The organism is Capnocytophaga gingivalis ATCC 33624 (genome assembly GCF_000174755.1).
Lineage (GTDB): Bacteria > Bacteroidota > Bacteroidia > Flavobacteriales > Flavobacteriaceae > Capnocytophaga > Capnocytophaga gingivalis.
In genome coordinates, this window is the sequence record NZ_ACLQ01000019.1 from 33,029 (window position 1) to 57,222 (window position 24,194).

25 protein-coding genes are annotated in these 24,194 nt (G+C 38.1%); 13 read left to right on the forward strand and 12 right to left on the reverse strand.

Going from position 1 to position 24,194, the window contains the following annotated elements; all coding sequences use genetic code 11:
- Positions 1 to 76: 76 nt before the first annotated feature.
- Positions 77 to 2,119, reverse strand: a complete 2,043-nt coding sequence (locus CAPGI0001_RS06440) for an HD family phosphohydrolase (RefSeq protein WP_002668363.1) — start codon at positions 2,117 to 2,119, stop codon at positions 77 to 79.
- Between the two features lie 30 nt (positions 2,120 to 2,149).
- Positions 2,150 to 3,058, reverse strand: coding sequence for a dimethylarginine dimethylaminohydrolase family protein (locus tag CAPGI0001_RS06445; RefSeq protein WP_002668538.1), 909 nt, complete (start codon positions 3,056 to 3,058; stop codon positions 2,150 to 2,152).
- Positions 3,059 to 3,237: 179 nt separating this feature from the next.
- Here CAPGI0001_RS06445 and CAPGI0001_RS06450 point away from each other — a divergent pair, with 179 nt between their 5' ends.
- The 4 genes from CAPGI0001_RS06450 to CAPGI0001_RS06465 are packed head-to-tail and all read left to right on the forward strand — an operon-like array spanning position 3,238 to position 7,357.
- On the forward strand, positions 3,238 to 4,158 hold the full coding sequence (locus CAPGI0001_RS06450) for a DNA adenine methylase (protein WP_002668117.1): 921 nt from the start codon (positions 3,238 to 3,240) through the stop codon (positions 4,156 to 4,158).
- Positions 4,155 to 4,676, forward strand: coding sequence for a PD-(D/E)XK nuclease superfamily protein (locus CAPGI0001_RS06455; RefSeq protein ID WP_002667967.1), 522 nt, complete (start codon positions 4,155 to 4,157; stop codon positions 4,674 to 4,676). The genes CAPGI0001_RS06450 and CAPGI0001_RS06455 overlap by 4 nt, the downstream gene beginning before the upstream one ends.
- Positions 4,676 to 5,488, forward strand: a complete 813-nt coding sequence (locus tag CAPGI0001_RS06460) for a DNA-methyltransferase (RefSeq protein ID WP_002668486.1) — start codon at positions 4,676 to 4,678, stop codon at positions 5,486 to 5,488. Before CAPGI0001_RS06455 ends, CAPGI0001_RS06460 begins: the two co-directional genes overlap by 1 nt.
- A gap of 15 nt (positions 5,489 to 5,503) precedes the next feature.
- On the forward strand, positions 5,504 to 7,357 hold the full coding sequence (locus CAPGI0001_RS06465) for a DNA topoisomerase IV subunit B (RefSeq protein ID WP_002668274.1): 1,854 nt from the start codon (positions 5,504 to 5,506) through the stop codon (positions 7,355 to 7,357).
- A 301-nt stretch (positions 7,358 to 7,658) separates the two neighbouring features.
- Here CAPGI0001_RS06465 and CAPGI0001_RS06470 read toward each other — a convergent pair whose 3' ends face one another.
- The 3 genes from CAPGI0001_RS06470 to CAPGI0001_RS12770 all read right to left on the reverse strand — a co-directional run bounded on the left by CAPGI0001_RS06470 (position 7,659) and on the right by CAPGI0001_RS12770 (position 10,265).
- Complete coding sequence (locus tag CAPGI0001_RS06470; RefSeq protein ID WP_040359850.1) at positions 7,659 to 8,189, reverse strand: hypothetical protein; 531 nt, start codon at positions 8,187 to 8,189, stop codon at positions 7,659 to 7,661.
- 240 nt (positions 8,190 to 8,429) lie between these two features.
- Positions 8,430 to 8,999: an Imm43 family immunity protein gene (locus tag CAPGI0001_RS06475; RefSeq protein WP_002668580.1), complete on the reverse strand. Its 570-nt coding sequence runs from the start codon at positions 8,997 to 8,999 to the stop codon at positions 8,430 to 8,432.
- Between the two features lie 156 nt (positions 9,000 to 9,155).
- Positions 9,156 to 10,265, reverse strand: coding sequence for an adenylate kinase (locus tag CAPGI0001_RS12770; protein WP_002668425.1), 1,110 nt, complete (start codon positions 10,263 to 10,265; stop codon positions 9,156 to 9,158).
- Positions 10,266 to 10,400: 135 nt separating this feature from the next.
- Here CAPGI0001_RS12770 and CAPGI0001_RS06485 point away from each other — a divergent pair, with 135 nt between their 5' ends.
- From CAPGI0001_RS06485 to CAPGI0001_RS06505, 5 genes are all read left to right on the forward strand, one after another.
- Positions 10,401 to 11,762, forward strand: coding sequence for an exonuclease domain-containing protein (locus CAPGI0001_RS06485; protein ID WP_002668240.1), 1,362 nt, complete (start codon positions 10,401 to 10,403; stop codon positions 11,760 to 11,762).
- 61 nt (positions 11,763 to 11,823) lie between these two features.
- Positions 11,824 to 12,372: a TlpA family protein disulfide reductase gene (locus CAPGI0001_RS06490; protein ID WP_002668157.1), complete on the forward strand. Its 549-nt coding sequence runs from the start codon at positions 11,824 to 11,826 to the stop codon at positions 12,370 to 12,372.
- Between the two features lie 33 nt (positions 12,373 to 12,405).
- On the forward strand, positions 12,406 to 13,137 hold the full coding sequence (locus CAPGI0001_RS06495; RefSeq protein ID WP_002668543.1) for a PASTA domain-containing protein: 732 nt from the start codon (positions 12,406 to 12,408) through the stop codon (positions 13,135 to 13,137).
- 201 nt (positions 13,138 to 13,338) lie between these two features.
- The gene (locus CAPGI0001_RS06500; protein WP_248601306.1) at positions 13,339 to 13,728 is read left to right on the forward strand and encodes a hypothetical protein; all 390 of its coding nucleotides are present in this window, start codon (positions 13,339 to 13,341) and stop codon (positions 13,726 to 13,728) included.
- Positions 13,729 to 13,734: 6 nt separating this feature from the next.
- Entirely contained in the window at positions 13,735 to 14,913 is a 1,179-nt protein-coding gene (locus CAPGI0001_RS06505; RefSeq protein ID WP_002667950.1) for a sigma-54-dependent transcriptional regulator, read from the forward strand.
- Between the two features lie 66 nt (positions 14,914 to 14,979).
- On the opposite strand, the gene CAPGI0001_RS06510 is transcribed toward CAPGI0001_RS06505, so the two are convergent.
- Genes CAPGI0001_RS06510 through CAPGI0001_RS13495 form a run of 3 tightly spaced genes read right to left on the reverse strand, consistent with a single transcriptional unit; the run spans position 14,980 to position 17,642 of the window.
- Positions 14,980 to 16,611: an OmpP1/FadL family transporter gene (locus tag CAPGI0001_RS06510; protein WP_002668455.1), complete on the reverse strand. Its 1,632-nt coding sequence runs from the start codon at positions 16,609 to 16,611 to the stop codon at positions 14,980 to 14,982.
- A 27-nt stretch (positions 16,612 to 16,638) separates the two neighbouring features.
- Entirely contained in the window at positions 16,639 to 17,268 is a 630-nt protein-coding gene (locus tag CAPGI0001_RS13490) for a hypothetical protein (RefSeq protein ID WP_345908477.1), read from the reverse strand.
- Positions 17,172 to 17,642, reverse strand: a complete 471-nt coding sequence (locus CAPGI0001_RS13495; protein WP_002668317.1) for a hypothetical protein — start codon at positions 17,640 to 17,642, stop codon at positions 17,172 to 17,174. Before CAPGI0001_RS13495 ends, CAPGI0001_RS13490 begins: the two co-directional genes overlap by 97 nt.
- A 135-nt stretch (positions 17,643 to 17,777) precedes the next feature.
- Between CAPGI0001_RS13495 and proS the strand changes: the two genes are divergently transcribed.
- The 4 genes from proS (at position 17,778) to CAPGI0001_RS06535 (ending at position 21,955) form a co-directional block, all read left to right on the forward strand.
- Complete coding sequence (proS, locus tag CAPGI0001_RS06520) at positions 17,778 to 19,256, forward strand: proline--tRNA ligase (protein WP_002668054.1); 1,479 nt, start codon at positions 17,778 to 17,780, stop codon at positions 19,254 to 19,256.
- Between the two features lie 182 nt (positions 19,257 to 19,438).
- Complete coding sequence (locus CAPGI0001_RS06525) at positions 19,439 to 20,191, forward strand: polyprenol monophosphomannose synthase (protein WP_002668553.1); 753 nt, start codon at positions 19,439 to 19,441, stop codon at positions 20,189 to 20,191.
- A gap of 74 nt (positions 20,192 to 20,265) precedes the next feature.
- Entirely contained in the window at positions 20,266 to 21,357 is a 1,092-nt protein-coding gene (locus CAPGI0001_RS06530; RefSeq protein ID WP_002668431.1) for a hypothetical protein, read from the forward strand.
- A gap of 4 nt (positions 21,358 to 21,361) precedes the next feature.
- Positions 21,362 to 21,955 carry a hypothetical protein gene (locus CAPGI0001_RS06535; protein ID WP_002668295.1) on the forward strand — a complete coding sequence of 198 codons (594 nt, stop codon included), beginning with the start codon at positions 21,362 to 21,364 and terminating at the stop codon, positions 21,953 to 21,955.
- 22 nt (positions 21,956 to 21,977) lie between these two features.
- On the opposite strand, the gene CAPGI0001_RS06540 is transcribed toward CAPGI0001_RS06535, so the two are convergent.
- The 4 genes from CAPGI0001_RS06540 to CAPGI0001_RS06555 form a co-directional block, all read right to left on the reverse strand.
- On the reverse strand, positions 21,978 to 22,409 hold the full coding sequence (locus CAPGI0001_RS06540) for an RrF2 family transcriptional regulator (protein WP_002668144.1): 432 nt from the start codon (positions 22,407 to 22,409) through the stop codon (positions 21,978 to 21,980).
- Between the two features lie 43 nt (positions 22,410 to 22,452).
- Positions 22,453 to 22,800: a heavy-metal-associated domain-containing protein gene (locus CAPGI0001_RS06545; protein ID WP_002667989.1), complete on the reverse strand. Its 348-nt coding sequence runs from the start codon at positions 22,798 to 22,800 to the stop codon at positions 22,453 to 22,455.
- A gap of 79 nt (positions 22,801 to 22,879) precedes the next feature.
- The gene (locus tag CAPGI0001_RS06550; RefSeq protein ID WP_002668108.1) at positions 22,880 to 23,308 is read right to left on the reverse strand and encodes a hypothetical protein; all 429 of its coding nucleotides are present in this window, start codon (positions 23,306 to 23,308) and stop codon (positions 22,880 to 22,882) included.
- A 240-nt stretch (positions 23,309 to 23,548) separates the two neighbouring features.
- On the reverse strand, positions 23,549 to 24,142 hold the full coding sequence (locus tag CAPGI0001_RS06555; RefSeq protein ID WP_002668199.1) for a lipoprotein signal peptidase: 594 nt from the start codon (positions 24,140 to 24,142) through the stop codon (positions 23,549 to 23,551).
- Positions 24,143 to 24,194: the final 52 nt, after the last annotated feature.

Below are 24,194 nucleotides of genomic sequence, written 5' to 3' on the forward strand. Positions count from 1 at the left end.
AAAAGTGAAAAATGTACCCAAGAAAACACTCATTGTTTTTCATTCTTCTCTCTTCGTTCTTCTTTTTTCTGTAAAACTACTTAGGATAAGCAATTCTTAAGTGGTATATATTAAAGAGTTTTTCCTTAAGAACTTTCTTGATCTTCTCAATATCCTTGAAAGTAATATCTGCATTGAGAAACTGACGTTCTTCTATCTGTCTTTTTACGATATTCTCCACTAGGGTATCAATGGCATCAGTGGTAGGATTGACTAAACTCTTAGAGGCGGCCTCCACCGAATCAGCCATCATCAGAATAGCCGTTTCCTTAGAGAAAGGAATAGGTCCTGAATAGCGAAAATCTTCCTCAGCAAAAGATTCTCCGGAGTCTATTTGCTTTTTGTAGAAATAATAAATCAAGCTATTGCCATGATGAGTACGGATAAAATCGATGATACGATCAGGAATATTATTCGCTCGAGCCATTTCTATCCCATCTATGACATGGTTTTTGATGATCTTGGCACTCTCTACAGGTGTGAGTTCATCATGTGGATTGACAGATGTTTTCTGATTTTCAGTAAAGTAGAGAGGATTTTTCATCTTTCCTATATCGTGATAAAGAGCCCCTACCCTCACCAGCATCGCATTAGCACCAATAGCCAATGCACTGGCCTCGGCTAAGTTGGACACCTGCAAAGAATGTTGGAAAGAGCCAGGTGCCTTTTCTGAAAGCTCCCTCAATAACTTATTATGGGTATCGGAAAGCTCCAGCAGAGAGACATTGGATACCAAACCAAATATTTTTTCATACAGATATGTGAGAGGCTGTACGAAGAGCGTCAAGAAACCATTAAGAATAAAAAGCCCCAAGGTAGGGTAATGAATATCCCGTAAGCTGCCGGTAGAGATCATCAGTTGGCATAGATATGTCACTATATAAGCTACCACTATATAGGTAATCATCATAAAAAGATTGATTCTATAATGCATCCCCTTAGTATCAAGCAGAAGTACGCCTGCTACAATCGCATTGGTATAGATAAATTGGAAGCTATTAGGCACAATAAAGCCAATAAGAATCAACGTGATTATGTATAGGAACATTCCTACACGCTGGTCAAAAAAGGCTTTCATCACTATAGGAAAAATACATATAGGCAGTGCATTGATATAATCTGCATTGATCCTCGCTGTCCACGAAACACCTGCTACAAAAAGCAATACTGTGGTGAATATAAGTGTCACTATATTATTGTTGGTGAACATTTCCTCTTTGAAGTGATACAAATAAAGCAAGATCATACTCACCAACATAGCCACAATAAGGACATACCCCATAAGGGAGAATATTGTAAGATTCTCCGAACTATTTAGTGCATATTCCTTCTGTAAAGAGACAAGCATCGTGAGCCTATCTCCTGTGACGAGCTGTCCCTTTTCTATAATCAGCTGTCCTTGCTTTACCACCCCACGCGAATGGACAATCCTCTTGAGGTTCTCCTCCAGTGCTCGCTGCGTAAAATGCTCATTTACGAATATATTTGGCAGGATCACTTCCGAGAAGATAGCATAATAAGTATCCAAATGCTCTTGGTAAAATGCCCCCTTGAAATAGTTATGAATTTCATCCTTGGTCTGATTGAGAAAGAAGAAATCATGTATACTAAAAGTAAACACCTCATTTCCCTCTACCAAGAATATCTTCTTATCAGTAACCTCCTGAGAGGAGTAGAAAACCCCATGATGATAGGCCTTTTTTAAGAAATCTTCCCCTTTTTGTAAGAGTTTTTCTCGCTGAGAAGCCTCCACTGTAGCGAAATAAGAAAGTGCTTTCTGGTAGTAATTCTTCCGGGCAGCCCCCAGAAGGGTAGTATCCTTAAAGAAATAAGTAGGTGATTGCTCCTTAATTAGTTCTTTTTCCCGAGCCAATTCCTCATTGGTCTTCTTCAGGGTAAAATCGAAGGGAGCATATAAGGAAGGGTGTAGCCATGGTTTACCCGCTTGGAACTCATAAGAGAACTTGCTCCCTTTGGGCAGAAGAAGGACAATCACAGCCACTACAACTATTGCCAAAAAAAGCTTATATAGTAGCCCTTGTTTAGCATAGAGTTTGTACCAAAAATGCTTTATTTCCATAAATATATAAGTGAGATTAGAATGTATGGATTAATCTCTTAATAGTGGCAGAGTGGAACAACGTAGAAGCCCCTCCTGTTTAGAGATTTCTGCATATGGAATCCGCTCTACAGTGAACCCATTGTCCTGAAGCCACTCATTCAAGCGAGTAAAGTTTCGTTCTGTCACCACTACATCTGGTGCTATGGAGAAGACATTGCTGAACATCTGATACATTTCTTCTCGTTCTATATGAAAGAGATTTTCACGCCCAAAAAGTTCTACCAGATACTCATAGTCCGCCTCCTGACGGAAACCACCCTTGTAAATAATCCCTTGGTGAGTACCTACTGGTTGGAAACAACAATCCAAGTGAAGAGCATTGTCTCGAGGATCTTTGGACTTGACTAAGTCAAACTCTTTCACTATCTTGTTGGGGAACAACTCTTTGAGAAATTCTACCCCAGCCATATTGGTACGAGCAGTTTTATATTCTTGATAATCAGATCCTTTGTAAGTTCCTACTAAAATATGCTCATTCCAAGGCATCACATCACCCCCTTCTATATGTACCTGTGTAGGAGGTACTACATAGGAAGCTGCTGGGATTTGCTTTATGATGTACTCAATGGCTTGGAACTCATTTTCACGTTCTGGAAGGATATTAGCCTTGATGAATTTGTCTTCTATGACAAAGCCAATATCACGGGTAAAAATCTGGTTACAGTCCTCTATAAGTTCAGGGCGATATACCTCTACCCCATACTTTGTGAGTACTTGAGCAAAAGCCTCCATTTCAGTAACCATATCAGCCTCAACTGGATAAGTACCCGCAAGTATGTGTTCTAAGGACTTAGGGTCATATGCCTCCTGGGCAGTAGGGGTAGGACCATTGCTCTGAGCGGTACCCAAGACAACCGCTCGTAGGCGATTGGTTTCATTGGTAATATGTATTTTCATTGAGATCAATTTTTTTGCAAAGATACAAAAATATATCATGCCATTGTGAATTATTTTATTTTGGTAAAGAAAGAAAAAATTATACCTTTGCCTTGTCTAATAAAAAGCCTTTTACAAAGAGAAGAAGATTCTATTTCCCTTCTAAATATATACAAATAAATATTTTACAAAATTAAAAAATGTCTCTAACAGATTATACAGCCAAACCTTTTCTAAAGTGGGCAGGAGGTAAAACACAATTGATCGAACAAATTAAAAACAATTTACCTGAGATTGTTTTCAAAGAACCATTTACCTACATAGAACCTTTTGTAGGGAGTGGTGCTGTCCTATTTTGGCTGCTCAGTGAGTTTCCTAATATGAAGAAAGCAATTATCAATGATATTAACAAAGAACTGATAGATACTTATAGAACCATTATTGAAGAACCTGACTCCTTAATTATTATTCTTGAGAGGTTACAAAGAGAATACCACGCTTTAGAAGATCAACAAGAGGCTAAAAAAGCATACTATTATGAAAAAAGAGCCTTGTTTAATAGTAGAAGTGAAGATAAACTAAGGCAATCAGCCTTATTTATATTCTTAAATCGCACTTGTTTCAATGGTTTGTATCGTGTAAATAGTAAAAATGAGTTCAATGTGCCTATAGGTAGTTACAAACGACCTATGATTTGCGATAAAGAAAACATTTTAGCAGTAAGTAAAGCATTGCAAAAGGTGGAAATTATATGTGGTGATTTCGAGCAAACTATTCATTACACAGAAGGAAATACTTTATTCTATTTTGACCCTCCTTACAAACCTTTGAGCGAGACCTCTAACTTCAATGCTTATGCAAAAGACAATTTTGACGATAACGAACAAATTAGATTAAGAGATTTCTGCCAAAAATTAGACAACCTGAATCACTATTGGATACTCAGTAATTCAGATGTGAGAGGGAAAGACAAAAATAATCATTTTTTTGACATCCTATATGCTGATTTTGAGATAAAACGCGTATTAGCTAAGAGAAGTATCAATGCTAACTCTGAAAAACGAGGGGTATTAAATGAATTATTAATTAACAACTATACTAATAATTTTTTAACTATATGATTTACGGAGGAAGAGGAGGAGGAAATACAAAAACAGGTTTAGCTTTTGAAGGTAAAACTGATTTAGCAGAATTTCTAAACTCTCAAAAAGGTTATGAAGTAAAAGAAAATAATGTTTTTTACAAAGGAGAACTTGTCGGAAGAATTTTTAAAAAATACGGTTTCTATGATTTCCTAAAAGAGTTAGATATTGATTGGAAACAATTAATTTCTAAAAGATTACTACCCGATGATAGTATATTTGTAATTATAGCAAATACATTATTCATAATTGAATGCAAATTCCAACAAGTAGCAGGGTCAGTAGATGAAAAATTGCAAACTTGTGATTTTAAAAGAAAACAATACCAAAAACTTTTATCAAAAGCAAATATAGAAGTAGAATACATTTATCTATTAAGTGATTGGTTTAGAAAGCCCGAATACAAAGATGTTTTAGACTATATTCATAGTGTACATTGTTATTATTTCTTTGAGTATATTCCATTAATAAAATTAGGTTTACCTGTTCCTGAATAATGCTTACCCCCTATTTCAAATCTCAAGACAAATCATTTTACCTCCTTCACGGAGATACGATGGAGCTGTTACCACAGTTTCATCGTAAGTTTGATATGGTCTTTGCAGATCCTCCTTATTTTTTATCAAACGGAGGACTTACTGTAAATAATGGCGAGATTGTAAGCGTTGATAAAGGAGATTGGGATAAATCAAAAGGAATAGCATTTGTAAATGATTTTAATAGGCAATGGCTTACTTTAGTACGCGAAGTGATGAAAGAAGAGGCTACTATTTGGATTAGTGGTACGATGCATAACATCTTTTCTGTAGGGCAAATACTTACAGAATTAGGTTTTAAAATACTCAATATTATCACTTGGGAGAAAACCAATCCACCCCCTAACTTTTCTTGTAGGTACTTTACCCATTCTACTGAGCAAATCATTTGGGCAAGAAAAGAGGAAAAAACACCTCATTACTTCAATTACGAACTAATGAAACAGCTGAATGGCAATAAGCAAATGAAAGATGTATGGCGTTTCCCTGCTATTGCTCCTTGGGAAAAGTCGTGTGGCAAACACCCCACTCAAAAACCCTTATCAGTACTTACAAGACTTATTTTAGCTTCTACCCAAACTAACGCTTGGATATTAGACCCTTTTACAGGAAGTTCAACTACAGGTATTGCGGCTAATTTGTTAGTCAGAAAGTTTGTAGGTATAGATAAGGAACAAGACTTTTTAGAACTAAGCAAAAAAAGAAAGTTTGAAATAGAGAATCCTATTATTTCTAATAATTACAAAAAACGATTAAACATTATCCCTTTATAACCCTTAAAAACACACATGGAACCCATAGATTTTAACAAACCCATTACTGAATACGGAGACGATAATATACAAACCCTCGAGTGGCAGGAGCATGTACGTATGCGCCCTGGAATGTATATAGGGAAGCTCGGCGATGGTTCCTCTGCCGATGACGGGATCTATATCCTACTGAAAGAGGTCATTGACAACTCCATTGACGAATTTGTCATGGGAGCTGGCAAGCAGATAGAGGTACGTATAGAGGACAACAAGGTTTCTGTACGTGACTTTGGGCGAGGTATTCCCTTAGGCAAGGTAGTAGATGTAGTCTCAAAAATGAATACAGGAGGAAAATATGACTCTCGCGCTTTCAAAAAGTCGGTTGGGCTCAATGGGGTAGGTACCAAAGCAGTCAATGCGCTTTCGTCCTACTTCTATGTGGCTTCTGTGCGCGATGGACAGAAGAAAAGTGCCTCCTTCTCCTTAGGAGTCCTACAGGAAGAATCTCCCTTGAAAGCCTCCAATGAAAGACGAGGTACCTTGGTAGAGTTTGTCCCTGATGGCACCATCTTCAAGAACTACAAATTCCGCTCAGAGTATGTAGTGAGAATGCTTAAAAACTACACCTACCTGAATCCAGGACTGGTAATTGTATACAATGGAGAAAAATTCTTCTCTGAGAATGGACTAAAAGACCTGCTTTTGGAGGATAACAATGAGGAAGACTTTGCTTACCCTATTATCCACCTCAGAGGGGAAGATATTGAAATTGCTCTTACTCATAGCCAAAGCCAATACAGCGAACAATATTACTCATTTGTCAACGGACAGAATACCACTCAAGGAGGTACTCACTTAGCTGCCTACCGTGAAGCTATTGTAGCCACCTTGCGCAACTATTACAACAAACCGTACGATGCCTCGGATATTCGTAAGTCTATCATTGGGGCTATCTCTATCAAGGTAATGGAACCTGTTTTTGAGAGTCAAACTAAGACAAAACTTGGTTCCACTGAAATGGGAGATGGCTTGCCTACGGTGCGTACCTATATCACCAATTTCGTACAAAAGCACTTGGATGACTACCTACACAAGCAGCCAGAGATTGCCGAAGAAATCCAGAAGAAAATCCTTCAAGCAGAGCGAGAGCGTAAGGAGCTTTCCGGCATTCGCAAGCTTGCTCGTGATCGAGCTAAAAAAGTAAGTTTACATAACAAAAAGTTACGTGACTGCCGTATTCATCTCACTGATAGTAAGCATGAAAAAGCCCTTGAGAGTACCCTCTTTATTACTGAGGGAAACTCTGCATCGGGATCTATCACCACCTCGCGCGATGCTAATACTCAAGCAGTATTCTCCCTACGTGGAAAGCCGCTGAACTCTTTTGGAAAAACCAAAAAAATTGTCTATGAGAATGAGGAGTTCAACCTCCTACAAGCGGCCTTGGATATAGAAGATTCCATAGAAAATCTGCGGTACAACAATATCGTTCTTGCGACCGACGCCGATGTAGATGGGATGCACATTCGCCTGCTACTCATCACCTTTTTCCTTCAGTTCTTCCCCGAACTGATTAAGGAAGGACATGTATATATCCTACAAACACCCCTATTCCGTGTACGCAATAGCAAAGAAACTATCTACTGTTATTCAGAAGAAGAACGTATTGCTGCCATAGAAAAGCTCAAAAACCCAGAGATCACTCGATTCAAAGGACTTGGAGAAATTTCTCCTGATGAGTTCAAGCACTTTATTGGTCAGGATATGCGCCTTGACCCTGTGATGATGGATAAGGCCATGAATATAGAGAAATTATTAGATTTCTATATGGGGAACAACACTCCCGAACGTCAAGATTTTATCATCAATAACCTCAAATACGAGGTATAACTAAAGTAAATCCCCACAAGCAACTCATATATACTTGTGGGGATCTTCTTTGTAATCTTTATTCTACTTATCAATATCAATACTATCTCTAATAGGAATAAATATTCTTTCCTTCGAAAATTCAGTCAAAGTCCAGAACCTAATGAAAAAGTAAAAAAGATAGAAAAACCTAACTCTCAATCCTTCCAATTACCCTAAAGTTACCGTCCCTCGTGTAATCCAAATCACCTATCGCAATGCTAATGCCATTCTTAAAGCTTTAGAATTGTCCTATTGATTTCTAAAAGTACCTCCCCAAATATTATCTTCTATGCTTTTGAAAGAAATTGAACTTTACTATAAAGTTCAATTTCTTTCTATATTGGTATATTCTTACCCCTAAAACAAATAAAAATAAAGGAATGATATTGAATAAAGAAAAAAAAGAAAACATCATACACCCTATAAGTAACAAAGGAGCATATAAAAGAAGCATTATTACATCTATTAATATAAAATAGGTTTTATCTTCTATATCATAATGATAAAAATAGGGTTTCCCTTTCTTTTCCTTATACAAAAAATAAGGAATAAGGATATATAACAATATAGAAATATAAAAATAGGTCTTGAATAGAAAAGGAATATCTATGTCTTCAAAAAACAGAGATTGTGCCAATGAATATGGAATTGTTCTAAAAAAAGCAATTATATAATGCGGGGTAGAAATACTAAGCCCTCCTGTACCAGGCATCGCAACAAAAGCTGTTGTAGCAAATACACTATTATAACATAAAAATAGTAGGAGAACTATATAAATATTACATCTTATATTTATATTGAGATTTTTCATATTTTTAATTTTCAATTATGCAAAATTATTTTGAAGGATTTGAAACAATGATATCAGCAAGATAACATCTTTAACATTGATACAACACATGAATAAGTTTATATTATATAGAGAAACTCTCAATCTAAAAGCCTCTATTATTTGAAATGCACAACGGGTAAGTACTAATTATTTTCCATTACATTGATTGATAAAGAGTTGAAACTTTAGTAACCCATTCAACATATCTCCCCTATTTAACTAACTTACTGGCGAAAAAGTAAGACAATTCAAATTCATTTTCTCCCATTCCTTTTTTATTTCTTCAGAAACAAAAATACTCTTTTCACTATCCACACAGAGCAAATCTTTGGTAAGTGTAGCTATTTTCAAAGGATCAAAAACAGTATCAAGAAAAATATAACTCTTCTTCGCTTCATCTCTTATCTTAAAGTATGATTTCTCCCAATTAATACATTCTTCTGTTTGTAGGAAGTTGATAATCTTATAATTGTGTTTTATCTCTTTGTCATCAGTATTAAAGAGCTTAAAAGACAATAATTGTATCCCCTCACTTATCTTAGAATTTTGCAAAATAACATCTTGGAATCTTTCACTTAACAAGTAAATCCCAAAATAAGGAGTCATAATATCTTGATCAAAGAATAATTTTTCTTCTCCATACATCTTAAAATTAATGTAATCAAAGGATTCTTCTAATTGCATTCCATAATTGATTAACCAACGATTATCCTTAAGATCCATCATTTCCAACATAAAATTCTCTTCCGTAATATCTTTACTGTAACTTTTTATTATATAATAACTCATAAGACTATTTCTTACATTTCATTTTAGCACTCATACCCCCCTATAATACATTTCTTGTAGCTTGTCAACAAGTGGCAAATATACAATAAATTATACCAATATACAATAAAAAAATCCCTAACCATAAGGTTAGAGATTTGTTTTTATAGATATTTCTTACAACACATCTATCACATTAGAGAGGCGCTGGGTGATTTCCTCAATAGAGCCAATACCATTGATAGGATGGTATTTGCCCTGTTTTTTATAGAAGTCAATCAGTGGAGCAGTTTTTTGGTTGTATTCGACAAAACGGTTGCGGATCTTGCCTTCGTCTTGGTCATCGGAGCGACCGCTTACTTTACCACGCTCTACTAATCTTTTGATAAGCTCCTCATCGTCCGCATCGAGGGCAAGGGTAGCACTGATGGACATTTGTTTGGAGGCCAAGAAAGTATCCAAGGCTTCTGCTTGAGCAATGGTACGAGGGAAACCATCAAAGATAAAGCCTCCTGCATTGGGGTTCTTTTCTATTTCTTCTTGAAGTATTTTGATGGTTACCTCATCAGGAACCAACTGACCTTTGTCCATATAGGATTGAGCTAATACCCCCAACTCGGTACCATTCTTTAAGTGGTGGCGGAACAAATCCCCTGTGGAGATGTGTACCAATCCGTATTTTTCTTTTAGGAAAGCGGCTTGTGTCCCCTTTCCAGCTCCTGGTTTGCCAAACAAAACCAAATTCTTCATGTTTTCTATATTTAATTGATATATTTCAGGGAGATTTCGTCCCAGTTCGTCATAATCCAATCCATATCCTACGATAAATCGGTTTGGGATAGAGAATCCTATATGGTGTACCGCCAAATCCTTCTTATAAGCCTCAGGCTTGAAGAAAAGAGTTACTATCCGTAAGGATGCTACCTTCTTGTCCGCAAAGAAGTTATATATTTCCTCCAAGGTATTTCCAGTATCTACAATATCTTCTATGACCACTACATCACGCCCTTCTATATCAAAAGGAAGCCCAAAGAGTTGCTTTACTTTGTGGGTGCTTTGTAGTCCCTCATAGGAGGAAAAACGTACAAAAGACACCTGGCAATCCCCTTGGTAAGCGCGAATAAAATCCGAAGCAAACATAAATGATCCATTGAGGATAGAGATGAAAAGGGGTGTTTTCCCTTGCATTTGTTCCTCTACCTCCTTGGCAAGCCTTTCTACCTCTGTAGCTATTCTCTGAGCTGAGAGATAGGGACGGAACTCCTTATCAAGTATCTTAATTAGCATAAATATTTTTTTAAAGCTACAAAGGTATGATTTTTTTGTCATATAATAATACTTTTTTTATATTTTTTATTTCTGAGGAATAATTTGTTTTTACGATAGGGATTTACTAACTTTGCCCTCGCTAAAAAAACAGCTTTGTACGCAATTATAGATATAGAGACCACTGGAGGAAAGATGGGAGAAGAGGCTATTACGGAGATTGCTATCTATCGTTTTGATGGACAAAAGGTGACCGACCGCTTCATCTCACTGATCAATCCAGAGAAAAAAATAGACGATTTTGTGGTACGACTCACAGGGATTTCCAACAAAACAGTGCGTCAGGCACCTAAGTTTTATGAGGTAGCCAAGCGTATTGTGGAGATTACCGAAGATTGCATTTTGGTTGCCCACAATGCCTCTTTTGATTATCGAGTACTGAGTTTAGAGTTTCGCAGGTTAGGTTTTGATTATCAGCGTAGTACTCTCTGTACAGTGGAGATGTCCCAGCGACTACTGCCCGATGAACCTTCTTACAGCCTGGGAAAGCTCACCCGATCCTTAGGGATTCCTTTGCTCAATAGGCATCGTGCCAATGGAGATGCTATGGCTACAGTACACCTTTTCAAGCTTCTTTTGGATAGGGATACACAAAAGATAGCCCTCAGTGAGTTTGTCAAGCAAGACCTCTCTCCCCTACCCATGCATCTGCTTTCCATGCTCGATGGACTACCCAACCAATTGGGAATCTATTACCTATATGATAAGAAGGGAAAGCTCTTGTATATGTCCAAAAGTAAGAATATCCGCAAACGTGTCAATGAACACTTTACAGGTGAGGGAAAGAGAGATATTTTTCTACAACAGCAAGTAGGAAAGGTCATGTATGAACTTACAGGGACAGACTTAATAGCAACCCTCAAGCAGGAGGAAGAACACAAACACATAACCGTTCATTTCAAAACAAAGAAGAAGAAAAAAACCTTTCCCTTTGCCTTGGTCTCTCATAAGGATAAGCGGGGTTACTTATGCCTTTCGGTGGAATTAAGGACGCCTAAACAAGAGGCTTTGGCTATCTTTGAAAGTCAGGAAGAGGGGCTTAACCTACTCTTTGAGATGACCGAACGCTATGAGCTCTGCACCAAGCTTAATGGCTTTTCTCAGGCACGTACCTATTGTTACAACCACTCTATAGGTAAGTGTGCAGGGGCTTGTATGGGCGACGAAGCTGTAGAGGATTACAACCAAAGAGTACATCAAGCCCTCGAGCACTATACACTTACAGGAAGAACTTTTGTCATCATGGATAAAGGGCGTAGTGTTCAGGAGCGCAGTGTCATCTACATAGAAGAAGGGCGCTTGAGAGGGTACGGATTCATAGAACTGAACTATCAGCTCTCGAAAAAAATCCTCCAAAAACTCATTCTCCCTATCGAGCACACGCCAGAGAAAGCACATCTTTTGGAATATTACCTGAGAAAGCACCCCTTTGCAAAACAAATTCCTATAAAAGATTAACATCTTTTGCCTCTGTACCATTTTTTTTATGTACCTTTGCCCCTAAAAACAACGATAACTGATGAAGAAACGTACAATTCTGAATTTATTGCTTTTTGCTTTTATTGCCTCCTTCTTCGTAACCAACTTAGGTTATGAATCCAAGATCCTCTTACAGAGATTGTTTGCATCCTCTGTGGAGATTTTGCCCAAGGACAAACAATATAGTATAGACCCTGATTGGACTCTCAAGGATAGGGATAACAAGCAGTTTCCCTTCACTCGCTCAAATGGTAAGGTGAAGTTTGTTTATTTCTTTTCCTCATGGCGAGCTATGAGTATAGCTGACCTTATTGGGGTACAAAAACTCTATAATAAATATCACCAAAAGGTTGATTTCTATATCATTACTAACGAGCTTCCTGAGCCTGTAGAGCAGAAACAACAAGATCGAAAGTTCACTTTCAAGGTCACTTATCTTATTCAAGAAGTGAAAATGCCTTTTGACCCAGAAAAAATTCCTTCGGGGTATATCATAGATCAGAATAATAAAGTTGTCGCTCAGGGATTTGGCAACACCCGCTGGAATAGTGACAAGGTACATGAGTGCATTGACCATTTGCTTAACTAAAGAATTTATCAAAAACGTAAAAATACCTAAGTTATGGAAAAAATAAAAGCCTATCTCTCCTCTTTGATGCAGAACAAGAATGTTCGCTTCTGGGGATTTCAACTTTTTTTAGCTTTCTTGCTGATCTTTGCGCTTATATATATTACCCTTCTCTCGCTTGATAGCTGGACAAGGCATGGCGAGTTTGTCGTAGTGCCTGACCTAACACCCAAGATGAGTGAAAAAGGAGGGAAAGTAGAGAAAGTCCTTACCCTAAGTGAAGCACAGGAACTGTTAGAAAAAAATCATTTACGCTATGAAGTGATTGATTCAGCGGCTTATGACCCAAATCTCCCCAAATATGCTGTGGTAAGCCAAACCCCTGAACCCAATGAAAAGGTAAAAAAAGATAGAAAAATATACCTAACACTCAATCCTGCCAATTATCGCAAGATCACTGTGCCCAATGTGATACAAATGCCACTCTCTACCGCTGAGGATAACCTAAAATCCGCTAAGTTCCAAGTGGGAAAGATTACCTATGTCAATAATATAGGTAAGGATATGGTGCTCCAGATGTTCTATAGGGGAAAAGAAGTAAAACCCAGAACCCTCGACAAGGACGGGAAAAAAGTACTCTATGAAGGAGATAAGCTCTTGGAAAACTCCAAAATAGATATAGTCTGTGGTAATGGCTTCGATGCCTCCAACCCCGACGCAACCCTCCCCAATGGTGATACTTCCAATACAGGAGATGGAAAAGACAACGGAGGCATTGATTTTTAATTAGTTAGAAAATAGTATAGGTTACAGATAAACCTTTTTTCAACATACAAAATATATAAAGAAAAAAAATTGTATTTTTACCCCCTAAAAAGATAGCTTTATGAAAAAATATTATTATCCATACTCTGCGTAAGTCTCTATGCTTGCCAAGAGAGTAAGCCTGCAGAACCCGAAGTGACTCAGGAAGAGCAAGAACAAAAAATGGCGGCAGAACGTTTTGAGGCCTTAGGAAAGGATCTGGACGAAAATCCATCCTTCAAAGAGTGTGAGGACATTGCCACTAAGGACGAAAAACTCAAGTGCTTCACTGGAAACCTTTCCAAGCTTTACCAAGAAATGCTCAACAGCCAAAAATTGGCCATCGGTGATGCACTTTCGGATACAGTTAAAGTAACCTTACTGATCAACAACGAAGGTATAATTAGTGTAAAAGAAGTTGAAATGTCCGAGAAAACCAAAGAACTTCTTCCCTCCTTAGGAGAATTGTTAATGAGCGAAACAGAAAATTTTCCTCCTATTATTCCAGCTAAGAAGAATCAAGTAAATGTATCCTCTGAGTTTGTACTTCCCCTGGTGATTGATGTAAAATAAAAACCTATGCCTAAGATACTATTAGTAGAAGATGAGGCTTCTATCCGACGGGTATTGGGCAGTATCCTGAGTGAGGAGGACAAGAGTTATGAGGTAACAGAGGCCAGCAATGGTCAGGAAGCCATGGAGAAAATTCGTGAAACAGCCTATGACTTGGTGCTCTGTGATATCAAAATGCCCAAGAAAGATGGCTTAGAAGTACTCTTGGAAGCTAAAGCGCTCTACCCTACCCTTAGGGTAGTGATGATCTCTGGACATGGCGACTTGGAAACAGCTGTACAAGCGATGAAAATGGGAGCTTTTGACTATATAGCCAAACCACCTGACCTGAATCGCTTACTCACTACTGTACGTAATGCTCTTATGACACCCCAGCCCCAAGAGGAAGAAAAGCCCAAAGCTACAGGGAAGACAACCAAGAAGACCACTGCCTCAGATATAATGATCGGAGAAAGTGCTCCTATCCAAAAAATCAAAGCAATGATCGAAAAGGTAGCTCCTACCGATGTAAGAGTACTCATCACAGGTCCTAATGGTTCTGGTAAAGAGCTCGTTGCCCGTGCTCTGCACCAGGGTAGTGAGCGTGCCTCACAGCCTATGGTAGAGGTCAATTGTGCCGCCATCCCTTCTGAACTGATAGAAAGTGAACTCTTTGGACATATCAAAGGCTCTTTCACCTCGGCTGTAAAAGACCGAGTAGGTAAGTTCGAAGCAGCAGACAAGGGTACCATTTTCTTGGACGAGATTGGTGATATGAGCCTCTCGGCACAAGCCAAGGTGCTACGTGCCCTACAGGAGAAGAAAATCACCAAAGTAGGAAGTGAAAAGGATATTTCGGTAGATGTACGAGTAATTGCTGCTACCAACAAAGACCTCAAACAGGAAATTGCTGAAGGACGCTTTCGAGAGGACTTGTATCACCGCTTGGCCGTTATTCTTTTGGAAGTACCTTCACTGAACCAACGGCGAGATGATATTCCGTTATTAGTTAGCTATTTCACGGATAAAATCAATGAGGAACAAGCCACCAGTAAAAAATTTCAACCCAAGGCTATAGAACAGCTCCAGCAATATGATTGGACAGGGAATATTCGAGAGTTGAGAAATGTAGTGGAACGCCTGCTAATCCTCTCCGAAGGAGATGTCACTATAAAAGATGTAAAAGCTTTTGGTGGCAAAGAATAATAAGTAAAAACATAAAAGAGGCTACCCTTTTCAGGTAGCCTCTTTTTCATCTATTACATCAACAAATTAAAAAAGCTTAAAAGAAACGGTGAGTAAAAGGTTATCCAAAGTATTGTCTACCTGTACCCTATCACTATTGGTCGCATAGTAAAGTCCCTGTTGGTGGGTTCGTGTAGCACGGTCATAGGAGAGGTCAAAGCGCAATCCAGAGAACGATAAGCCAAGCCCTCCAGAGAATCCATAGAGGTCGTCCATAGGACGATCCTGACCGAGGTTTTTGAAATAACTTCTTTTATAAGGACTTTGTTCATAGCGTGTTCCCGCTCTGAAGAACAAATGAGTTGTTTTACCTACTGGTAAGCGGTATTCCGCTCCAAAACGCAAGGAAGAAGTATCGCCCAATAGATCTTGGATCACAGTATTTTCTGATCTGAGATTATCGGTGGTAAAGCGCATATTTCCATACCCCTTATAGGTATAATCCCCACTTACGATCAGCTGCTTGTTCCACACCCAGCTAAGCCCCACTGTCCAAGCACCAGGGGTACGGAATTGGTATTTTTCGTAAATATTAGTTACATTTGGTGTAGCGGGATAGGTTCTATTGTCAGAGGTATTTGTCCACAGAGCCTGTGAGGTCTCATCTTGTAGCGTATACCAAGTAGGAGAAGTATAGCTAAGACCTATACGCACTCCCTCATACACCTCAGCGATAGCTCCCAACTGCATAGAGAATCCACTCCCTGTAGTTTTAAGGTCATTTTGGAAAACAGCCGAGCGTATATTAGCAGTATTGTTAAGATATTCTTCTCTTTGCTCAGAAACTACCCTATAATCCACCCTATGAGAGTTAAGATTGATCCCAAAGGAAAAGAAATCATAGCGTGCCCCAAAGTTAAAGTTGTATTTGTTTACCCCTCCTTCGCTATATTGATTGATAGTTCGCATCGTAGTAGCCCCATCGGAGATATTTTTCTTATATTCTCTTTCGTTCAAAGCTGCATTAGCCTCTGAATCCGTTGCTGTTGGAGGGATTCCATCTGGAGCTGTCTTAGGACCAATCAAGCCGGCAGTATATCCAAGCAAGGCATCACGATATTTTTCAGGCTGAGGAGCTCTCCCCATGCGACTATAGATATTGTTCAATCCCTGAAACTCTCTTACCCATTGACCTCCTGACTTATAGTAGTTATTCAGAAAAAGATTCTGCTGGGTGATACCATTGGCTCTATTTACAAAATAATCCCCCATGTTTTTATCAGGAGTATAGGTATATCCCCAATCATTAGGGTTGAAATTATTCGTTTGTTGATAGTTAAAAGCAAAAGTCATATTTCGCCATCCTTCATCACCTAAAGGAATAGGGAATACGATCCCAAACTGACTGAAATACACATCATTGGAAGAAATACTATTTTTTCCATTCGCTGTGCCGCCTAAGGGAGTGGCCTTATTATCAGTAAAGGCTGTCCCTGCAGAAAAAGACAACTCCGTTCTGGTAAGAATAGAACTCCCTGCAGGATTCTGTGAGATAGAGGAAAAATCACCCCCCAAAGAGGAAAAAGCCCCACTCATCCCCTTAAAACGTGCTGTTCCGGAGAGTTCCTCCATAGAATAACGCAATCCATCAGTATGATTTTGGGCAAAGGCAAAGGTAGTTGCTAAACAAAAACCTATGGTTAGTATATTTTTTTTCATTTTCTATTTATTTTTACTTATAATTGATTAATAATCTCTTCTTGTACCTTGGTAGCCACTATTTCCACTATTTCCACTATTCCCGCTGTTTCCACTATTTCCTCCTCCATAGCTACTGCTTTCATGATAAGAGCGGGAAGAATTATCATAGGAATTGTTATAACTATTATTGTTATAGTTGCCATAGTTATACCCTCTTGAGGAATTGTTATAATTCTCATGATAAGATCGGGAAGAGTTGTCATAAGAACGGGTAGTACCTCGATCATAGTTATAGTTGTCATAACGATTACTATCTCCTCGACGTCCATTAGTAGGTGAGTACCTACGAGAAGTATTTCCATAAGGGTCTTGGTAATAGTAATTATTATTTTCCCTATCATAGCGATAAGAAGGATAATAATAGCCATATCCATAATAAGGGTAATAGTAGTTATACCCATAGTAAGGATAGTAATAATTATATCCATAATAGTAAGGGTAATAGTAGTTATACCCGTAATAATAAGGATAGTAATAACTGTCATAGTAGCGCCAGCTCCAATAAGGATCATAAGAACCTAGAGAGATACCCCAGCTCCAGCCACTACGAGGGTAGTAGGAGGAAGAATAATAACCTCCCCAAGCGCCAGAGCCCAATAGTAAGGAGAGCCCCAACCGCTGTAGTTATAGACATTCACCTGAGAGGGGCGTGCATTCTCTCCCCAGCTGCCATAGGAATTGTAAGTAGGGGCCTGAGAGGAACTATCTGTGCGATAACCATCTACATTAGTCAAAGGAGTGTAGGAAGGAGATAGACGCTGTGCCTGATGCTCAAAGTCCTTATACTCAGCTATCTTCTGGTTTAGTTGTTCACGATAAGTACGTGGAGTACGCTCGTAGTCGTCCCTTTCATAGGAAGGGCGAGGTGCTTTATCTCCATAAATACCATCGTCATATCCCATACCGGTATATACCCCTCCACAAGAGGTAAGGCCTGTAAGAGCTATCAAAGCTCCTACACCATAATTAATAATTGTCGTCTTTTTCATAGTGATGTAATTTAAAACATTTGTTTTCAGTAACTTGTGTTTTTCTTAAAAAATATCATTTCCAAAGAGAACACAGTATCAAAATTATTTTGTACTTTTGCACAAATATACAATTTTTGTGCCAAACATAGTAGCATGAGTAAAAATTTAACATCAAGAGCAGAAGATTACTCTAAGTGGTATAACGAATTAGTAGTAAAAGCAGGGCTTGCCGAAAATTCAGGCGTGCGTGGTTGCATGGTTATCAAGCCTTACGGATATGCCATTTGGGAGAAAATGAAGGACATTTTAGACAAAATGTTCAAGGATACAGGACACCAAAACGCTTATTTTCCTATTTTCGTCCCCAAAAGTTATTTCGAGGCGGAGGAAAAAAATGCCGAAGGCTTTGCCAAAGAGTGTGCTGTAGTAACGCACTATCGTCTCAAGACAGACCCTAACCAAAAAGGAAAACTTATGGTAGATCCAGAGGCAAAACTGGAGGAAGAGCTTATTGTTCGCCCCACCAGTGAGGCCATTATTTGGAACACCTATAAGAACTGGATACAGTCCTACCGTGACCTTCCCTTGCTCATTAACCAATGGGCAAATGTTGTGCGTTGGGAGATGCGCACTCGCCTCTTCCTACGTACCGCTGAGTTTCTTTGGCAAGAAGGACATACCGCCCATGCCACACGTGAGGAAGCTGTGGAAGAAGCCCAAAAAATGAACGATGTATATGCTACCTTCGTAGAAAAATATATGGGTGTCCCTGTGATTCGTGGACATAAAACTGAGAGTGAACGCTTTGCTGGGGCTGATGATACTTATTGTATAGAAGCCCTCATGCAGGATGGAAAAGCTTTGCAGGCTGGTACATCTCACTTCTTGGGGCAGAATTTTGCCAAGGCCTTCGAAGTAAAGTTTGCCAACAAAGAAGGAGTCTTGGATTACGTATGGGCAAGCTCTTGGGGAGTCTCTACCCGACTTATGGGGGCCTTGATCATGAGTCATAGTGATGACAATGGCTTAGTACTACCTCCACTTTTGGCTCCTATACAAGTGGTCATTGTACCTATATACAAGGGAGAAGAGCAGCTACAGGCCATCCGTGAGCGAATTACCCCACTAATGAAGGCTCTCAAGGAACGTAATATCAGCGTAAAATTCGACGATGATGACACTCAAAAACCCGGATTCAAGTTCCATGAATACGAACTCAAAGGAGTACCTGTACGCTTAGCTATTGGACAACGCGACTTAGAAAACAATACCTACGAGGTTTCCCGTCGTGATACCCTAACCAAAGAGAGTGTATCTGGAGATAACATCATTGCACACATAGAAGAACTCCTTAAGGATATACAAGAGAATATCTTCCAAAAAGCCTTAGCTTACCGCGATAGTCATATCACAGAAGTCAATAGCTATGAGGAGTTCAAAGAAATACTTGAAAGCAAAGGAGGTTTTCTTTCTGCCCACTGGGATGGTACCCCTGAGACGGAAGCAAAGATCAAAGAAGAGACACAAGCGACTATTCGCTGTATTCCTTTAGACCAAAAAGAGGAAGCAGGTACTTGTATCTATTCAGGCAAACCTTCCAAAGGACGTGTGTTGTTCGCAAAAGCATATTAAACAATGATTAATGTTCAATGATTGACTAACAGATAAGTACATTAATCAAAAAATTGGTCTATGAAAATAGAAACACTTTTGAATTGATAAACATTTAATTGCAAGTTCTTTAATAGATTTAAGGACTATCAATTTTAACGAGAAAATAGTAATCATTGAACATTAATAATTAATTATTAAAATTGACTACTTCATTAGTAGAAATATTTTCAGACAGCTTGGTGATTATTCCCACCTACAATGAGATAGAGAATATAGAGAGTATTATACGAGTAACGCTCCTACAAGCACCTCATTTCGATATACTTATCGTAGACGATAATTCCCCCGATGGTACCGCTGATATGGTAAGGGAGCTCCAAAAGGAGTTCCCTGATCGCTTATTCCTTACAGTAAGACAAGAAAAATCAGGCTTAGGTACAGCATATATACATGGCTTTCTTTGGGGACTTCAGAGTGAGAAACGATATGCTTACCTCTTCGAGATGGATGCCGACTTCTCACACAATCCAGCAGACCTCATCCGCCTATACAGAGCCTGCAAGGATGAGCATGCCGATATGGCCATAGGCTCTCGGTATATCAAGGGAGTGAATGTAGTCAATTGGCCACTAAGGCGCATTCTACTTTCTTATGGGGCTTCTTTCTATGTAAAGCTTATTACAGGAATGAAAATACAAGACCCCACAGCAGGCTTTATCTGCTATCGAAGAGAAGTATTGGAAAATATTGACTTTGACAAAATCAAGTTTGTAGGCTATGCTTTCCAAATAGAAATGAAGTACAAAGCCTATGTAAAGAAATTCTGCCTTCGAGAGATCTCCATCGTCTTTACCGATCGCCTACGCGGAAAGTCAAAGATGAACCTCTCGATCATTAGAGAAGCCATCTTTGGAGTTATTAGTATGAAAATCAGACATCTGTTAGGAAGGTAAATAAAATGTTAAATTCTTTGTGTGTATATTTATAAAATTATACATTTGCAACGAATTTCTAAAGAAAATTAAACATGAAATTAAGAAACATTGCTATTGCCTTTTTAGGTAGTATTCTTTTCGCCACTTGTGGAAAAGACGATGAGGGAGATAAATTATATACTCCTGAAGAATCCAAAGCCATAGTAAAAAGTACTATGGACAACTTCTACAACTGCCTTAAAAAAGCCAATGATGGAGGCTTTGCTAACTTCTTCTATGATGGTCTTTTCAAAGGATTTGACAGAAATAATCCCGATGGAGAGGAGACGTGGTTCAATATCTTAGGAGAAAAATTTGACAACCAACACTATGCAGATGCCCTACGAGATGGAGTTAACAAATTCAAGTTTGAAGCACTCAAAGGTACTTATGTATGGAGTAAAAACAAGGAACTATGGGAAAAGACAGCCAATAGTGCTAATATTACTCTAAAATTCCCTGCTACCAAAGAAGCTACTACCAATAATGGACTTCTTATCATAGACCAATATGAAGATACTTCTGTATCTTATGAAGGAGAAGAATCTTTTCTTCCTACCAAGGCTCATGGGGTTATTACTGTAGATGGTACCAAAGTATTCGAAGTAACCCTCAACAAGGCTTCTTATAAGAAGGGTACTAACTTCACCATGCCTACAGAAGTAAACCTTTCTATCTTTACCAATCCTTTCACTACCACAATTAAGTTCAGAGAACAAGGAGCTGGTAATTTTGCTTTTGACTTTGCTTTCGCCTCTGCAGAGGGTTGTACTACTGCTTTGCATGCTGATGTGAAACTCAATACAACTGATTATGAAAATCTTACTGGTATGGAAGTAATTGATCATATTTCTTTTGTAGCTACTCAAGGCGAATTACAGATTAAAGGAGTGGTAGATGCAAAAAGTATCAATAAGATAACAAAAGATCAAAATCACGAACTTACTCCTGATGAAATCAATACTTTTGTAAAGGCTGATCTATACAGAGGTAATGGCAAAATTGCTGATGTAAAATATGAAAAAGAAAATGGTAAAGGAGTAATCTACTTTATATACTCTGATGGAAGTCGAGAAAAAGCTGAACAATATGTCTCTGATTTTGGAAAAAGAGTAACTGAGATTTTCAAACGATTTGACAAATAATTACATGCAAAAATATTTTTTAATCGTATTATTTATGAACATTGCTCTCGCTCAAGAGAGCAATGTTGTTTTTAGTAGAGACTCTCTCAAGAGAGACACCCTAAAAACAAAGACTTTCTACCCTCATCAGATAGGAATAGGAATTTCTCGGTTCGTTAACTCTGCTTTTCCTACTGATAGCAATAGCTTTCTATTGGAATATCGCTATCTGAAATGTCCTACCATAGCATATCGTATAGCTGGAGATTACCGAGCAGAATCCAACAAAGATAGTACCTATGAGATAGCACTAAAGGTAGGAATGGATAAGCTCTTTAAGGATTATAAGAGTTGGAAATTCTACTATGGAATAGACCTATGGGGGAGATATCTATATTATAAGGATAGGAAACAACACTTTACCAGTATCGCTATAAATCCATTCTTTGGTATACAATATCAGCTAAATAAGAATTTTTCTATCTCCACAGAACCTGGATTTTTCATCAAGTATAACCTTCGCAAAGACAACAACAGTTTTGACCCCAATGCAAAGGAGCAGTGGTGGGAGAGTCGGTTGGCAAAGATAGGAAATATTCAGCTAAACTTTCATTTCTAAAAAAGCCAGAGGCCTATGATCATTATATGATCAAATAGGCCTCTCCTCTTTTTATCTTATCAGCAAAATATTCTATATTATGTCGTTCTAATTCTTGTAGGAACTCATCTCTGAAGGGTTTTACTGCATAGTGCATGGGACAAGGTGTTTCCTCCGAGCAGGATCTAATCCCAAGTAGGCAGATAGAGAACTTGTCCCCGCCATCTATATAGCGGACTATATCAGCCAAAGGAGCTTTGAGGTTTTCCGGAGTGATATAAAAGCCTCCCCCAGGGCCTTTAGCTGAACATATGGCTTTCTTTTTAGCCAATATCTGTAATAGTTTGGCCAAAAAAGCAGTGGGAATATGCAGCACTTCAGATATTTCCTTGACACCTTTTTTGCGATCTACAGAGGAATTTATGGCTAAATAAAGCACCGCATTGATAGCATATTTGCTAGAATTTGATAACATTTTTAACTATTTTACTTTACTACTATTCTATATTATGGGTCTCCTATTGAGAGATTACTTTATAAGCCTCTCCTCCATTGCTCTCTTCTATGACAGAGATAATGGATGCTTTGGAAAGTTTGGCTTTATCGAAAGAAACTACGGCTGTCTGGCTATCGAAATCAACGGTTGCCTTTTGTACTCCGTCGGTATTATTGAGATTTTTCTCAATGGTAGCCGCACAACCATGTGCACAGGTCATTCCTTCTATTCTGAGGGTTACCTCTTCCAAGTTTTCCTTGGCTACTGTCTCTTTTTGGGGAGCTGGAGAAGGGGTATCGGTCGCTTTAGGATTCGAATTTCCACAACTTACAAGTCCCCACAGCATTGCTGATAATACAAAATACTTCATGGTGTAATGTTTTTTTAGAGTAACAACACAAAAAGCCCTTCACTTAGAAGAGCAATTTGTTATTAGGGTAATACATTGATTAGAAGAACAATCTTCTTCTCACTGTTTGTTGTTCTTCTGCAGATGGTACATAACTTTCTTCTACACTTCTGAAGAATTTCTCATGTAACATTTTAGTAATAGCAATATTATACTTAGTACCATCAAGGATTAGGTGAACTAAGAACTGGCGATTGCTTGAAGAGAACAATACATGTAGCTGTTCCTTAAGGGCGATTTCAATACGATCTATATTTTTATCATTAAGCCCTTCAACATATCCTAATGCTTTAGTAGCTTGTCTCAAGATTTCTACTTGAAAAGCACTTGATAAGCGGTTATCTACATTAGAGCCCGCTTCATAAGCAATAGTATTACCATCATTTGTACTTACCACAGTGATAGAAATAAAACCTGGCACCTCTTGGTGCATAGCTTTTACATACGTTTCGAATAAATTTGTATCCATAAAATTACTATTTACTTTAATTTACTTGCTTAATTTTCGCACAAAGGTATAAACTTTTTTCTTATTTAAAAATTTTTTACTACTTTTTTTTCTTATTTTTTTATTTTTCTCTTTTTCGCATTTTTTTCTTCTTTTTAAACATTAAATCAAAAGTCAAAAACATACATTTATTAATAATAATTCATAACAATAATAGTATTTTCATTACAAAAATAAGACATTCTTTATTTTATTATTATTTTACTTTTTGAATGCTTGCTTATTAAAAATTATCAACAATCCAACAGCTACACTGATAGAAGTATCAGCAATATTGAAAATAGGATCGAAAAAAGTAAATCTATGTCCACCATAAAAGGGTATCCACTCAGGAAGTGTAGTATCTATAAGTGGGAAATAGAGCATATCCACTACCTTTCCATGGAAAAGGGAGCCATAAGGATGGTCACTTAGGAAGGTAGCCACATTATTCATACTGTGGTCAAAAAGCACTCCATAGAATACCGAGTCAATGATATTCCCCAAAGCACCAGCAAAAATCAGCGCTATCGAGATGATAAGTATCTTTGAACCTTTTTTTCTTATAGTATCCCATAACCAATACCCTATTCCCACAATGGCTACCATTCTAAATAAGGTTAAGATCAGTTTTCCGTACTTTCCTGGGATACCTATTCCCCATGCCGCCCCGGGGTTTTCGACAAAGCGGATATGAAACCAATCAAATACATTTATAGATTGGTCAAGCATAAAATGAGTTTTTATATATATCTTACTTGCCTGATCAGCAATTAGTATCAATAGAATGATAAGGCTGGCATGTGATAACTTCATAAGGTATAACTTGTCTTTTGGGCGGCAAAGATACGAAAAATTAATGATTATT